Source organism: Psychrobacter immobilis, assembly GCF_003148585.1.
In the GTDB taxonomy this organism is placed as follows: Bacteria; Pseudomonadota; Gammaproteobacteria; order Pseudomonadales; family Moraxellaceae; genus Psychrobacter; species Psychrobacter immobilis.
Map to the genome: position 1 here is coordinate 392,028 of NZ_QGGM01000001.1, position 15,638 is coordinate 407,665.

Annotated in this window: 15 protein-coding genes; all 15 read right to left on the minus strand. The window is 42.4% G+C overall.

All coding sequences use genetic code 11. The features are described from left to right. Positions 1–204 precede the first annotated feature (204 nt). Entirely contained in the window at positions 205–2,025 is a 1,821-nt protein-coding gene (locus C8D84_RS01720; protein ID WP_228244400.1) for a GAF domain-containing hybrid sensor histidine kinase/response regulator, read from the minus strand. 21 nt (positions 2,026–2,046) lie between these two features. Then, entirely contained in the window at positions 2,047–2,898 is an 852-nt protein-coding gene (locus C8D84_RS01725; protein ID WP_228244417.1) for a tRNA threonylcarbamoyladenosine dehydratase, read from the minus strand. Positions 2,899–3,063: 165 nt separating this feature from the next. Next, positions 3,064–4,053 (minus strand): TatD family hydrolase, encoded by a 990-nt coding sequence (locus C8D84_RS01730; protein WP_228244401.1) that lies wholly within the window; start codon positions 4,051–4,053, stop codon positions 3,064–3,066. A gap of 187 nt (positions 4,054–4,240) precedes the next feature. Next, positions 4,241–4,429: a hypothetical protein gene (locus C8D84_RS01735; protein ID WP_109589539.1), complete on the minus strand. Its 189-nt coding sequence runs from the start codon at positions 4,427–4,429 to the stop codon at positions 4,241–4,243. A 237-nt stretch (positions 4,430–4,666) separates the two neighbouring features. Beyond that, complete coding sequence (gspD, locus tag C8D84_RS01740; protein WP_109589541.1) at positions 4,667–6,913, minus strand: type II secretion system secretin GspD; 2,247 nt, start codon at positions 6,911–6,913, stop codon at positions 4,667–4,669. A 186-nt stretch (positions 6,914–7,099) separates the two neighbouring features. Further along, a complete protein-coding gene (locus tag C8D84_RS01745) occupies positions 7,100–7,996 on the minus strand; it encodes a type II secretion system protein N (RefSeq protein ID WP_109589543.1) in 897 nt (298 codons plus the stop codon). Next, positions 7,997–8,824, minus strand: coding sequence for a type II secretion system protein N (gene gspN, locus C8D84_RS01750; RefSeq protein ID WP_109589545.1), 828 nt, complete (start codon positions 8,822–8,824; stop codon positions 7,997–7,999). It lies immediately after the preceding gene. A gap of 329 nt (positions 8,825–9,153) precedes the next feature. Next, positions 9,154–9,477 (minus strand): H-NS histone family protein, encoded by a 324-nt coding sequence (locus C8D84_RS01755; RefSeq protein WP_045453321.1) that lies wholly within the window; start codon positions 9,475–9,477, stop codon positions 9,154–9,156. Positions 9,478–9,902: 425 nt separating this feature from the next. After that, positions 9,903–10,340 carry a BLUF domain-containing protein gene (locus C8D84_RS01760; RefSeq protein ID WP_060491721.1) on the minus strand — a complete coding sequence of 146 codons (438 nt, stop codon included), beginning with the start codon at positions 10,338–10,340 and terminating at the stop codon, positions 9,903–9,905. 62 nt (positions 10,341–10,402) lie between these two features. Continuing rightward, on the minus strand, positions 10,403–10,921 hold the full coding sequence (locus C8D84_RS01765; protein ID WP_228244402.1) for a BLUF domain-containing protein: 519 nt from the start codon (positions 10,919–10,921) through the stop codon (positions 10,403–10,405). Positions 10,922–11,035: 114 nt separating this feature from the next. Then, positions 11,036–11,647 carry a hypothetical protein gene (locus tag C8D84_RS01770; protein WP_146192878.1) on the minus strand — a complete coding sequence of 204 codons (612 nt, stop codon included), beginning with the start codon at positions 11,645–11,647 and terminating at the stop codon, positions 11,036–11,038. 697 nt (positions 11,648–12,344) lie between these two features. Further along, positions 12,345–12,959 carry a single-stranded DNA-binding protein gene (gene ssb, locus C8D84_RS01775; RefSeq protein WP_109589549.1) on the minus strand — a complete coding sequence of 205 codons (615 nt, stop codon included), beginning with the start codon at positions 12,957–12,959 and terminating at the stop codon, positions 12,345–12,347. Between the two features lie 264 nt (positions 12,960–13,223). Further along, positions 13,224–13,412, minus strand: coding sequence for a DUF3833 family protein (locus C8D84_RS13930; protein WP_407691862.1), 189 nt, complete (start codon positions 13,410–13,412; stop codon positions 13,224–13,226). Further along, entirely contained in the window at positions 13,391–13,822 is a 432-nt protein-coding gene (locus C8D84_RS01780) for a DUF3833 family protein (RefSeq protein WP_265735494.1), read from the minus strand. The genes C8D84_RS13930 and C8D84_RS01780 overlap by 22 nt, the downstream gene beginning before the upstream one ends. 136 nt (positions 13,823–13,958) lie before the next feature. Next, positions 13,959–15,323 carry an MFS transporter gene (locus tag C8D84_RS01785; protein ID WP_109589551.1) on the minus strand — a complete coding sequence of 455 codons (1,365 nt, stop codon included), beginning with the start codon at positions 15,321–15,323 and terminating at the stop codon, positions 13,959–13,961. Between the last annotated feature and the right edge of the window lie 315 nt (positions 15,324–15,638).

The following is a 15,638-nucleotide window of genomic DNA, read 5'->3' on the forward strand; positions in this document are numbered from 1 at the left end:
CCACTGATAAAGCGGTTCAGCTTTTTTTATTTATGAATATTGTCTCTGTAGTTAATTTGATTGAAAAGTACTCCAAAGTAACCGAGTAAAAATTCATATGGAGTATGTCAAACAAGGTTAGCGCTGTGGTTTTTTATAGTGGATGAACTGTCGCTATTGATGACAGCGATGATAAATAACGTTCTATAAATACCTACCAAAGCACTACTCTTCTGCTGATGAATGTTTCTGTATCAGCCAATATTGTACCAATGCATTCAACTGCTCTTGTTTAAAAGGCTTGGTACAGTAATCTTGCATCCCAACTTTTAAATACTTTTCGCGCTCACCGTCCATTGCATTGGCGGTCAAAGCAATAATAGGTGGTAATGATTGAGGATCATAGAGTTCATGCAATTTAATAGTGGCCTGTACACCATCTAAAATAGGCATATGATGGTCCATTAAAATGACATCATAACGCTCAGGTGAGAGCGCAAAAATTTCAATAGCCTGCTGCCCATCAGTGACATGTGTGACCGTATGACCACTATTATTCAGGGCTTTTTTAGCGATGATGGCATTGACGGTATCGTCTTCAACCAACAATATATGACCAGCACGCTCATGGGTCGGCTCAATCATCGTAAAGTCATTTGAATCTTGCCACATCTCATACTGGTTTTCATCAATAGTCGGTAGCGGTAATAAAACACTGAACGTAGTGCCCACACCCACTTCGCTATCCACATCGATATAACCGCCCATCAAATCAACCAAAGACTTACAAACCGAGAGTCCTAGACCTGTGCCACCATAAAGACGGTGGGTGAATTTATTTGCTTGGTCATAAGCATCAAATATTGCATCCAATGACTCAGCTTTGATGCCGACACCCGTATCTGTGACTTCAATGCATAAGGTCATGACTTCATGATAGATGGTATTACTGATAGCTTCTTGAGCCGTTATTTTGCTGAGATCGCTTGCCGAAATGCCTTGAGCGCGATATTGGTCAGCGCTGTCATCGTCAAAACCATCACAATGACAATTGGGTACGTGTTTGACATCAATAGTGACTCGCCCGCCCTCACGAGTGAATTTAATCGCATTATTAACAAGGTTTGCTAAAATTTGTTTGAGGCGTACCGGATCGCCTTGTACATAGGGCGATAACGACTCGGTATAATGGTAGTCTAAAATGAGCCCTCGCTGACGTGCTTTGACAGCAAAGAGGCTGACCACCTCATTACATAATGCGGATAAGTTAACAGGAATAGAATCAATGGTCATTTTCCCAGATTCTACTTTTGATAAATCTAAAATCCCGTTAATGATCGCCATCAAATGCTCATTGGAAACTTTGATATTGTCCACGTATTCTTGTTGTTCACTGCTAAGTTTGGTCTCACCAAGCATCTCCACCATACCAATAATGCCATTCATCGGTGTACGAATTTCATGACTCATATTGGCCAAAAAGTCTGATTTCATCTCATTGGCATGTTTGGCATCACGCTGCTTATCCTGTAGCTGTAAGGCATCTGCCGCCATCATCGCAAATTGAGCCAACACCTTTGCTTTTTGCTCATCAAAGTCATGATTGGGCTTCATATCCATCACACACAGCGAGCCCAAACGATAGCTTTTATTGTCCTCATGCAGGATAATTGGCGCACCAGCATAAAACTGCAGGTATGGCGATTCTGTCACTAAGAGATTGTGGCTAAAACGACTGTCTTTGGTTAAGTCCGGTACTACAAAGACGTCGTTAGAAAGCACGGTATAATTGCAAATAGCCACTTCACGCGTCGTTCGGCAAACACCGCCCAGTCCTTGGACAGATTTTAGATACTGTGTTTCTTCGTCCATGAAAGTAATGGTCACAACTGGTACATCAAAAAATAGCTTTGCCAGATCAATTAGACGCTTAAATGCAGGCTCATCATTGTCGTTGAGCACCTGATACTTCCTAAGCTTATTGATGCGTTCTACTTCATCTGCCGCCACTGGGTAGCTGTGTTTAGGTGCGTTAAATATAGACAAGATAGACTCCATTAAATAAGATCAGACGCTCGGCTTGATGCCCGTCTGTTTTATTAATAACTGTAATGCTTCACTCACCATAATCATCGCAACCACCGATGTGACCACTACTGCTGAGCCGTAACCACCACACTGCAAACCGCCTGTCTGACAACTCTTATCTACCCGCGGTGGCTCTGTAGAGTAGACACATTTGATCCCGAACTTTTCTTTTAGTGTACTATTAATGCCTTTTTCATGGCGCAGCTTATTGCGTAATTTGGCAAGTAAAGGATCTTGGTAACTGTCACGCAAGTCGCTCACCCTAATCTGACTAGGGTCTATCTTACCGCCTGCGCCGCCTGCACACACCAGTTTTAATTTATTAAAACGACAATGTAGCGCGATGGCAAGCTTGGCATTCATATCATCTACGCAGTCCAAAATAACCATAGGTCTACCTTGAGCAACAGCGGCTTTTGCTTCATCGCGACTTGGCAATAAAGTGGCGACATTTTCTACAGTTAAAAAATCATCGATCAAGTTTAACGTTACTTTGGGATTAATTTCACGAATACGGGTGGCCATCGCTGCAATTTTACTCTCACCAAAGGTGCTGTCTAGTGCAGGCAACTGCCGATTGACATTGGATGCAACCAATACGTCCAAATCGATCAACGTAATAGTGCCCACTGCCGTTCTTGCCAAAGCCTCAGCTGCCCAAGAACCAACGCCTCCGACGCCAATAACGTATACATGCGCATCGGCAAAAGTAGTGACAGCTGCCGTACCATAAAGAGTGCGCGTACCTTGAAAACGGCGTTCATATTGCACATTGTCTTCGCTGAGCTTTTCTGTCTTTGTAACGTCTTCGGTGCCAATGGATTCTGTCATTGTTTGCTCAAATGGTTGTATTTCACTCATAACAGATTAAATGCTCTTTTAAATTATTTTGGTGGCGCTTATATTACGTCAATTTCTTTATTCACGGCTATCTCATTCACTATCATATCAATGGCTAGCCATATAATAAACCGTCATTGACTAAAATCTGTGGCACTACGATAACGGATAATCCCATTTTGTTTGCAAAGCACTGCAACTGTTGTGCCACAATTGCTTAGCAAGACTGGCGGGTGGTACATTAAGCAACTCACTCAAGCTTAGCAACACCCATGGCAAGTTGGCAGGTACATTTCTATTATGTACGGCTGTACTCCTCCGTGCACTGTCTGAGTTTTGAGTTGGTACTAATGAATCATGGTCAGATATTTGGCACATGATAGGCGTCATATCAGGGCAGTCCGTTTCTATCACCAAACATTCAACGCCATAGCTATCAACCGCTGCTTGAATGGCGCGGCGCAGTTTCTTAGCATTGGGATTAGTGATTTGACCAGTAACCCCAAGCTTAAATCCCAACTTAACAAATGCTTTAGCTTCTTGCGTCCCACCACTAAAACTATGCGCGATACCGCCAAGTTTGTGTGCATCGTAATCATGCGCTTTTAGTATGGCCAACGCTTCTGCATGTGCTTTACGAATATGCAGCATCACTGGTAGCTGATGAGTCACCGCCATGTCCAATTGTGCCTTAAAAAATCGTACTTGTTTGGCAAATATGTCAGGCGCTTTCATCGCCTCAGTAAAGGTGTCTAAACCAATCTCGCCGATTGCTAATGGGCGTTTATCAGTAATCCTTTTTGCCATAGCAGTTAAATGATCGTCAGTATGTTGTTTAATATAAAAAGGATGCAAACCGACCGCAATATGGCTACTAAAATTTGACACTTTTTGTCTATCGACATTGGCTGTCGTAGGTAATGACAGCGTATTTAACAGGCGCTCAGTCTCATACATCCGCTCAAAATGCTGATATAGATAACCCACTAATACCAGATGGCGTACTCCCTGATTGTGAGCCTGCTGCGTCAGTATTTCTCTATCATCATCAAATATTGGGGCATCAAAATGAGTATGCGTGTCAATGAGAGGATAAATAGTAGGTAAGGGCTGTTTGATCATCTTAGGTGGAGCGATAGGGGCCATTGATAGACTCCAAAATTAATAGTTTTCAGTGAGGCATTCCGTGATTTGTCATTCAATAAACATTATTTGTCATTTTGTAGAAATAACTACGTCAATGAACACTTTAGGATGGCAAGTTTATTTAAAATGATTTCGACAGTTAAAAAATGCCAATCAACAAAAGAGCTTTTGGCAAGTAAAGAGACCTTCAACACGCCCTATTAGTATTATCATGATTGGCTTTTGCATTGTGCTCATCTGAGTGCTCATCTGATACATTGTGCTTATCTAACGCTCTGGTATCAGCTTGTCGACTGCTACGCCGAGGAATCACCAATAAGGCGGTGGCAGCGACTGCTAATAAAAACCACTTTTTAGCATTTGTATGACTTGTCATTACTTCCACCCCTACCTTTATATCATTATCTGCTATATTTATCAGCAAGTGTTCATACTTACTACTCAATTACTCATTAGTATACTGCGATATAAAAACTGCTATGTTTATCTGTGTTATGAATACGCAAGCTAATGTACGGCGTAGCTTATTTATTACACCGTGTCTCTACATGCTATAAGAATAGGAGGCGAGCGCTTTATTAACCTATCATTAATAAAGCGCTTTTTTGAGTTCTTAACGGTTTAAAGGGTAAGTTGTCATACCATTATTAGGACTGTCTACTTTGGTAAAACCTTGAGACTGAGTCTTTGGTGTCTGATCGCGCTTAGGAACAAGGGGATTGAGCGGCATCAATTCATAATCTGCGCTAACATCGCCATTCCAACCTTCCGTACCGCTCAATGGCAGCTGTTTGATGGTACCGTTTTTATCAATGACCAATTGCAGGACGCGCATTTGGTTGAATTTGCGCTCGGTGACACTGGCGACTGCCCTGCCATCACGTAGGATGGTTGGCTGTAAAAATATGATTAAATTGCTTTTTTGCGTCGTGTCATTGTCAGAGCGGAATAGTCGACCAATGACCGGCACATTACCCAATCCAGGGACTTTTTGTTGGCGCGTGGTGCTGTTTTCACGCATCAAGCCACCGAGAGCAATGGTCTGCTGATCATCAGCCAGAATCGTCGTATTGATGAGGCTTTTATTGGTGATCAAACCACTGGCGTTACCCGTACTGCCCGGCACCACCGACGAGACTTCTTGCGAGACCTCCAAGCGTACGGTGCCATTGTCGCCAATATGAGGAATGACATTTAGGTTGATACCAATATCCTGACGATCAATGGTTTGAAAGGGGTTGCTAGAATCGTTGCCACTGGTGGTAAAGGAGCCTGTCACAAAAGGCACGTTTTGACCCACTAAAATACTGGCTTTTTCGTTGTCCAATGTCAAAATTGATGGCATAGACAGCAGATTGGCACTGGTAGAAGAATCAAGTGCTTGCAAGATAGCCCCATAAAACTGGGTGTTTCCCTGACTGTCTTTACTGCTATCACCAATACCAATCAAAGCACCAGCTATCGAGCCTGCTGCTGCACTGATACTGGCGGCACCGCCACCCAACGCCGCGGCGGCAAGTGCTGTAGCACTCGCGCCTACGTTATTGAAGTTTACGACTCCGTAGCCGCTATTGGCATTGCCAAGCGCCCATTGCACACCAAGCTGGGTCGCATCATCACCTGACACCTCTACAATAGCCGCTTGAATCAATACTTGCGCGCGGCGACTGTCCAACTGAGTGACCGCATCTTCAATCTCAAACATCAGCTCCGGTGCTGCATTGACAATAACGGCATTTTGGGTTTCATCAGCGATAATACTAAAAGGTCGCCCGCCAACACCTGTACCAGTACTACTCGAATTGGCACCAGAGGTCGATGAGGTCGTCGCGTTGTTCGTTGTGTTAGTGCTAGACTCATTAGTCAAAGTAGCGCCCGTGCTACTGGAATCGTTCAATGATGCCGACTCTAACGAGGACGTTGCTCCAGCGCTATTAATAGATTGATTGGCGAGCAATCCGCGTAGCATATCTGCAATATGACCTGCACTGGCGTATTTTAATCGAAAGACGCGCAGACCACTCAAACGCCTTGTAGGCGTGGTATCTAATTGATTGACCATCTCTTTGACTTTAGCAATCATCTCCGGACTGCCTTTCACCAACAATCTATCACTAGAGGTATCAGCGATAACTTTAAGCTGGTTGTTACCACCTTGTGCTTGCCCGCTACCAGCGCTTGCAACCAAGGCACTAATCAATTCCATCATACGTTCAGCATCGACGTGACGTAGTGGTATCACTTGCAAACTGTCATTGACGTTGCTATCTAAATCGCGGATAAGCGACGTCAGCTGATTAAGACTATCGGCACGATCGGACAATACCAAAGCATTGACACCAGGCACGGCAGCGGCATGAGCTGATTGAGGCATAAGCGGACGGATGACACCCAGCACTTCTGCAGCTTGGGTATTGGTTAAATAAATAACACGAGTAGCTAATGCCTCACCAACACTGTCACCGCGTAAATCAACTGCCACGCCAGATTGTTTGGCGACATTATCTGGCACCAATTTGATGGTCGTTCCCGAGTCAATCGCTGCAATACCGTTGACTTGCATCACACTCAAAAACAGCTGATAGATTTCGTCACGCGACAAGGCTTTGTTGGAAATTACAGTCACATTGCCATTGATACGCGGATCAAGGACAAAGTTTTGGTCAGTGATGGTTGCCACCTCATTAATAAAGGCTTTGATATCGGCATCTTGTAAGTTGACTTTCCAGCTCTCAGCACTCGCAAGACCCGTACTGGCAGCCCATAATGGTACGGCGAGGCAAAGAGGACGACACAGGCGCATCAGGCGCTGCAAAACATGGTACAGAGGCGTGACTGAAAAATTATGAAAACTTACCATATTGATGATTACCTACAGTGATGTCGCTTAGTATGTACTGGATTTATTGTGTGCTAAGGTGCTCAAGGATTGCTTTGCTCACTTAACGTTCTGCCAACAATGGCATTATTTAAGTGGCACTATCTAAATACTTGTTTACTTAAAACTTGTTTGCTTAAAATAAGAGTTCTCACCCATTTATTGTGCTTAAAACTGCTGACGAATGGTAATGACTTGATCGCCGCGTTGCACCTCTATTTGCGCCTCACCTGATTGCTGTACCTGTTGCAGCACACTAGCATCTTGAGCAGGATTACTACCCACGCTTTGACCATTAACCGTTAGCACTTTATCACCTGGCTCAAGCCCTAGTCGATTACGCAGCTTTGCTGGCATTGCAGGCGTTACTTGATAGCTTTCCCCTGCTGCCATAACCCCCATCCTACTCAAATAACTGGCAGGGTTTTCTTGCAATTCTGTGACCGCTTCATCGATAGCAGATTGCGGGCTACTGTCACTGCCTGTCGCAGCGGACTCTTCCTCAGTATTTTGTGTAGGCTGAGGGGCGTTAGGCAACATGCTGTTCTCTGGCAAGCGCTGATTACTGACGGCACCTGCGATCATGTCACTTTGGTCTAATGGCATCGCGGCTGGCATGCTAATGACGGTTTGCTTGTCGCTAGCATCAGCGATGACAACCGAGTTCCAATCGACAGCCACAAGGGTATAGCCACTGTCTTTTAGCGCATCACCGATTCGATAGTTTTTCACTTCACCATTGATATCCAGTAGTGCCGAGGACATGCTCTCTGGCATTGCTAACAGAACGCCTTTTAGATTGACATTGGGCGGTGGCTGCACTGCTGCTGCAATAGGATCAGGGTCTGCAAAAATAGCAAATAACCCACTATAGTCCTTGCCAGATGCCGATGTATTTTGCAAAGCTGCTGGTGGCAACATCGGTGCCAATGGTGCTGCGAGCAACAACCATAGTAATCGAGCCGCTGTCCAGCATAACCAAGCAACAGCCAATAACAATACCCAACCTGAGAATCGATTAAGGGTGTTAAGCACAGGTTTTAAAGTTGTAGAAACATTCATCATCTAGCGTGTCCCCAGCCCATTTAATAGCGGCTGACGCACACTAACAACTGGGGTATCTTGGGGTGCTTGCCCTTTATACTCAGGCATACTTTCTAATAAACGCTGCGTCAAACTGACATCCAACATATTGTCGCCATCGATATATAAGTCGCCCAAGCGCTTATCTTGATTGTTTAATAAATTGATATGGAGCAGGTTTTTATTATTTTTTTGCTCGGCACTTAACTCAGCACGCATCGCAGGCATGGTCAGATAAAAAACCTTGCCACCGCTAGGATAACCTATCTCACCGCCGACCCATGTCAACTGACCATCCGCTTGACTAAAACCAGATGAATTTTTTGTTGAAGCGTTTTCTGCGGCGGCACTTGAGCCAGTCTGACGGCTGAGCGAAACGTTATTGACCTGAATCGGTGTATTGGGCAATTGCCAATCAACCAAACTTGCCAACGTCTCAGGTGCTACCTTGCCGCTCATATTATCCACTTGCCATGAGTTGCTGCCTATCTTTACTTGTCCATTTAGGCGAGTTTGTGCTGAATTAATATCGACCTCTGCACTTATCTTACCCAATAACAAATGCCATGGCTGCCACGACCATTCTGCCGTACCTGTGAGCGGTGTGGCTGCTAAAGGCATCTGCCAAATAACGGAGCCTTGCCATAAATTACCCGACACATGCTGTACATAAGGCGTTTCGGGAGCATACTTTTCAAGCAGCCACGCCGCTGGCATTTGCAACACAGCAAATAATGCAAATAATACAAACCCAACCAGCCACCACAGCTTACGAGGGCGCTTATGAGACGACGCAGATACTTGGGGCACGGTTGCATAACTCTTATATAAGACAAAAACGTCATTATCATAACAAACAATGGCATACAGATGACAGAAAAAAAGCCAGTATCTTTTTACCAACATAATGGCAATAAAGATACTGGCTTTTATCAGCTTCTAAGACGAAAGGACTATCACGATCAAACACTATAATTACACACAAATCATGAGAAACAAGCACGATGATCAGAGTAGATGTAACATAGCACTTTTTTAAAACAGGACTTATTTAAACAAGCGCTTATTTTAGATAGCCTTTAGTAAAAATTGCACCTTGCTAAATCTAAACCGACATCATCTTGTTAGCCACTACACTATTAGATAGCAAAATCTTCGATACTACGACCTGCTGCTAGCGCTTCAACCAACCACGTTGGCTTGCGACCACGGCCAGTCCATGTTTCTTCGTTGTTGTCAGTATTGCGATACTTGATGCTGCGTTTTTTCTCTAACGTTTCACCAGCTTTTAGAATCTCTTCGATAGAGGCATTGCTGTCTTCTGCAATTTTCTCAAACTGCATATAAGCGTCATACAAACGCTGATGTTGTTTTTTGGCAATAAGCTGTTGAGCATTTTCAGTGATGGCGCGTAGCTCATCAACGTTCAGGTTTTCTAAATCAATGGCGGTATTTTTGCTCATAATAAATCCAACTGTAAGATAAAAAATATAACCTTAATAGATATTATTCACTATTAAGAACTAAGAATGACGTATTCATCATTAAATACAACGATGAATGTCATAAATCGATATTTTTTCAACCAAATAAAATATTGTTAGCCACAATAGCTAATGGCGTAGATAATATAAACAAAAAACCTTGCTATCACAACAGTAGATTATTATATCCACTATAACAAAGGTCAGTGAATAGTAAAATCGGGTAAATGAAAAACCACTATTTATTTAATAGTTATTCATAAACAGTTATTAATTTTAAGATAAAATCAGTCTCTATAAACAATGTCCTAAAAACGGTTAAATGAATAACTCAGCAAACATAAATCCATTAAAAATAGCGACCAATTTATATATACCTACCGATTAGTTAAAAGCGCCATTCATTAATCATGCTGATCACTAAGCTCATTCATCAAATTATAGGCTGCTTCGGCGCTCAATAAATAGGGATTAAAATCAATCGTTGTCGAATATTTTAAATAAATCGCCGCATTTTTTTCAGTCGGGGAAGCATAATTCATGGACCATTTAGACCATGCTCGATGCTTTAATTCACGCGTTTCAATAACCTGTAAGTCATGATGACGCGGATCAGCAATTAAACTATATAACAGACGATTGATCTGTGCTCTTGGCCCTTCAATGGTTTGCAAAAAATAATCTTTATTAAACGTCAGCATACCAGTGATGCCATTGGCGGCATTATTTACTTGTGCTTGCTGCAAGATTTCGTTGAAGTCGTTGGCCGATACATCTGGGTTGGCACGGCTAGCGTATGTCATGCTCATCAAAATGTGTGCATCTTCCATTGCTGATGTCATATCTTATCTCTTGTAAAATGTCATGGGTGTGATGGTTCTTAGCGTTTATAAACGTCAGTCAATTAGCCAATAGAAAACCATGGTTTCTTCTTTTTGGCGGCGCTCACTGCTTCTTGCTCTTGAAGATCTGATAACGTCTCAATTAACATCATGATTTGATTGGTGTTCATCAAATAAGGATTAAACTGAGTACCTGTCGAAAACTTGAGCGCAAGTCCTTTGTTTTCATCGCTCGGAATCAAATACTTCATTGACCATTTACTCCAATGGCGCAGCTCTACTTCACGGCATTCGATGACTTGTAAGCTATGATGCCGATTATCTTTAACCAATTTTCTGAGCAATTCATTGATGACGGGTCTCGCCCCTTCAATACTTTGCAAAAAATAATTGTGATTGAACACCAAAGCACCTGTAATACCATTGCGCTCATTATTTTGCTGAGCTTGTGTCAGGATGCGCGTTACTTCACCTTTAGGATTGTCGGTGTTATAACGGCTAATATAAGTTAAACGTAGAATAATATGCTCGCCATGATGCATTTTTAGGCGATTTAATTCTGAAAGCTCAGCTGATTCCACAAAACACTCCAATTAGTTTGCTAAATTTTTCACCTATCACCACCCAGCTACTTTCTTTTATAACCAAGTATTTGTGGTATAAGTCATTTTTTTATAACATAAGTCGCGTATATATTAACGTTGAATTTTTTTGATAAAATCATTCATGCCGCGTGATAAATTACTGCTACTGGTGCTCTGTATTTCTTTGACCAAGCTCAATAATTGCGAGCTATCCTTGCATTGTTCTAAACTCAACAAGTAACCCCAAGCTTCTACTGGTGGTGCGTTTTTTTCAATATAGTTAGCCAACTCTGACTTTATCGTTTCGTAGCTCGCACCAGACAACCTAGCCTTGAAAATACTACTGATTGATTTCTTGCCTAATGCTGCCATTTTATTGAGACCTTTATCATTAAAGGTGCGATCAAACTCTGTCTCAATATTTCTTTCAGACAATGATGATTGAGACTGATAAGCCGTTGGTGCTTGCGGCGCAGTGGATATTTGGGAGGCAGCATTATCAGCGCCCACTATCTCTATGCACTCAAGCCCTAACAGCAACTCAAATAGTGGTGCAACACCGCCAAAATCGGCAAACATTTTGCTACGGTCAAGCGTATCAAGATAGCTTTGATACGTGCGTTTGCCATCGATCATAATGAGCAATGTTCTCGCTTCACGCGGCAAGATGCCGAGACTCTGAGATTTAATCTCTTCTCTGCCCAAATCAGTTTTTTGAAACACATCACCATCTTTCATTCTTTGTACTCAGCACTAGCAGTAAGGTGGGCACTTTTATAGTCAATTGATTATAAAAGCGTGACAGCTTTAACCTTTCACATTGAACCAACCCTATCGTAAGCAGTCGACCAGATGAATTTTTATTATTTCAGCCATTGAACAGTCAGATTTTGACTTTTCAGTGGCTAATAAAAATTGCTTTAAATCAAAGCCCCACATTTAATATTGTTTGAATTATTGATTCGAGTGGATTATATCAATCCATTTAATGAACCGTTAGCACTAATTAAATCCAATAGAACAGACGGTCTATATAGGATATGAAAGGTAGTTTTCATAAATTTCAATATAAAATTTGATAAAATAATGAGAATAAAAAAATCGATAAACTCAATAAGGCAGGCTAATATTTATCCGTTTTATCTTCTTACTAAATCGTTTACCACCCAATAATTAATTTTCTATTCTTTCAAATAACTATCAGGTTACAACTATAAAAACCAACAAACGTTTTACTTTTTTAGCGAGATAATATAGCAATTGACAAAGTCTATCTTTCTTAACGCGCTCACTCTCATACGACCTTTATGGGCACTATAGAAAATTTATTTTTTAAATTATTTATCACTAGGCATAAAAAAACCCTGCAATTGCAGGGTCTTCTATAGATTATTCTTAACAGATAACTCTAAAGTATATCCTAGAACGGAATATCATCATCGACAGGACCGTCAGGCATTGCTGTTGGCTTTGACTGTGCAGGCTTTTGCGCAGGTTGATTGAACTGATTCTGCTGAGCAGGTGCGCTTTGATTGTTAAAGCTGTTTTGACCACCTGACTGGTTGTAACCGCCTTGCTGTGCTGGCTGATTGTTTGCTTGCTGACCAAAGTTGTTTTGATTACTTTGACCACCTTGATTGCCATAGCCACCACCTTGACCCTGATTTTGACCGCCAAAGCTATTATCACTTTGACCACCAGTCGCACCATCTAGCATTTGCATTTGCTCAGCGCGAATCTCAGTGATATAACGGTCTTGACCATTGGGATCTTGATATTTACGGGTACGCAAACTGCCTTCGATATAAACTTTACTGCCTTTACGCAAATACTGCGCGGCAATTTCACCCAAACGATTAAATAGAGAAATACGATGCCATTCCGTCGCTTCTCTTTTTTCACCACTTTGCTTGTCGGTCCACTGCTCTGACGTTGCAACCGAGATATTGGTCACGCTACCGCCGTTATTAAATTGACGTGCCTCAGGGTCTGCTCCAAGGTTACCGATGATGATAACTTTATTAACTCCGCGCATGATACCGTCCTTTTACTTATGAATAATTTTATGAATCGCTTTAATGACTGTGCAGCTAAGCGCATTCATTAATGATTTTACTGTAATCAATTTTTATTGGAATATCTACAAGCTATCTATTAAAGACGACAATCTATGTCGTTTAGATATATATTATAATTTTTGGGTTTAAAAAACCATGATATTGCTATTTTGCCATTTTATTAAGCGAATTAATACTATTACCAGTTACTGACTTATCAACTCACTCTGTCCTTTATAAACTTATTTAGAATCATTGCTCTCGTTATTGCGATGCATACTCAAGGTGACGCTACCCAGCTCTACGCCAAATTTTTTCATGACTGAGCGATTGAGCATGACGTTTTTATCAACCAGATACATCCAGTCATCAAAATTCACTTTGTAGGTTTTATTCTCAACGGGTAGCTCTAACAAGTAATTCCAATGCAAGGTATTGCCAACCACTTTCCCTGTTGCCTCGCCAATGACATCGCCTGCTGTGCCTTTCCAGCTACATCAGCTTGTTTGGTCAGTCGCCAGATACGCTGTGATTTTGACCCATCTGCCCATGAGAATTTTTCATCTAAAACGATGACATTATCGCCTTCGTGAGTGGCATCAATATCGACGTAAAAGCGTTTTTTAACCTCGCCATTGCGACCTTGAAACATGCCCCAACCATCGATTCGACCTGAGAAGAACTCATGCATATCGAGCGTGGGCGTGCTGTTCTGATAGGCTTGGATATTTTGTGTGGCGCAACCTGAGAGTAGTAACGTGGCTGATAGACCAAGACCTATCGAAAATTTAGCCACTGCTCGAAGCGCAACACCGTGCGACAGCACTTTAAACTTACTCATATTAATTCCTTTTAAATAGAGATAAAGATTTAGCGTTCACTTATTAATAATGGCTGTCTATCTAGTCGTTGTCTACTCAGTTTTTGCCTACTCAGCCTTATCTCTACTCGCCTAAGTACGTTGTCCATACCCTTTGCTAAATATCTAGTGGACTCTGTGCCAAACTCGATAGCTGCATCCGCGAGTCATCTGTCAATTGTGTTTTGTCCAACTTTAAATAAGCCACTTGCTCTTTTGCCATCACGACCAGCTCATCCACGCCATCTACCGCTAGCATTTGCCGTGACCAGTCTTGGATATTAATGTTTTTAGGGATGGTCACAGTAGTACTCGATAAATAAGGTGGCTGTGCAATCGGAATGATAATGAGTAGCGCCACGCCCATAATGACGGCTAAAATACCCCACGCCAGCAAATTCGGCTGACTTAATAACAAACCACCCATTGCTCCACCGACAAACGCGCCAAAGAACTGGCTCGATGAATTTAGCCCCATCGCTGTTGCTTTATTGGCGACTGGGGCGCGCTTAGATATCCATGAAGGAATCGTTGCCTCAAGCAAGTTAAAGCCCATAAAGTACAGCAGCAGACCTAATATAATACCAACACCAACCTGACTGCCAATAGCCAATATCGCTAAAGCAGCGGTCATCAGCGCAATCGCGCCTAAGAATACTTGGCGCATTTTGCGTTTCTTTTCGGCAATGATAATAAAAGGAATGGCGACGGCAAAACCAATAAATAACAGCGGCAAATAAACCAAGCCTTGCTGACGTACCGACAGACCCATCACTTCATTAAGCTGATGCGGCAAGATCACAAATATCGCCGTCATGGTTAGATGCAGAGCAAAGATACCAATATGTAGGCGGTTTAAATCGCCAATTTTTAGGACGGTCGCTAATTGTTGACCAATCGATTTATTGTCTAAATTGTGTTTAAGCACTCGTAGCGGTGTCGGCACAAACAACAATAACAGCATCGCCAATACGGCAAAGCCTGAGGTCAACCAAAATAAACCAGAGATACCTAGCGAGCCAACCAATAACGGACCAAAGGCAAAAGCGAGCATGATAGAAGTCGCAATGGTCAAGCCCATCGTTGCCATCGCTTTGGTACGCATTTCTTCGCGCGTCACATCAGCCAATAATGCCATCAATACTGCAGATACCGCGCCACTACCTGCCAGCGCCCGACCAATGATAACCTCGTAAATATCAGTCGCATTTGCCGCAATGATACCGCCTATGGCAAATAAGATCAGCCCTAAAAAGATAATCGGCTTACGCGGGAATTTATCCGCAGCCAAACTCATGGGAATCTGAAATATCGCCTGTCCCAGTCCATAAATACCGACCGCCAAACCAATCAAAAACGGCGTCGCGTGCGCATAATTGTCACCATATACAGAAAACACAGGCACAATCATAAACAGACCAATCATCCGCAAAGCAAATATACCACCGACCCCGAGGATTGCCCGTTTTTCTACGCTATTCATACTTGCCTCACTGGTTCGTCATTGCTGATTTATCACTACTGCGCTGCTTGTACTATTGTGATGCTATCAAGACTTTAGCTACAAATTAAGCCCACTAGTATAAGACATTCGCCGTTTGCGTGCCGAGACTTTTGTCTTATGAGTGCAGCCTCCTATACCTTCTCGACCCAAGCCATTCATATTACGCGATTATTTTGTTACCAACTGCATCGGATGCGCAATCACACCTTGAATAATGCGGTCGCCATGACAATAAAGTAAGGCGTCATAAATATTATTGCTCGTCAGCTAGAGCGATCGCTTAGATGACAAACT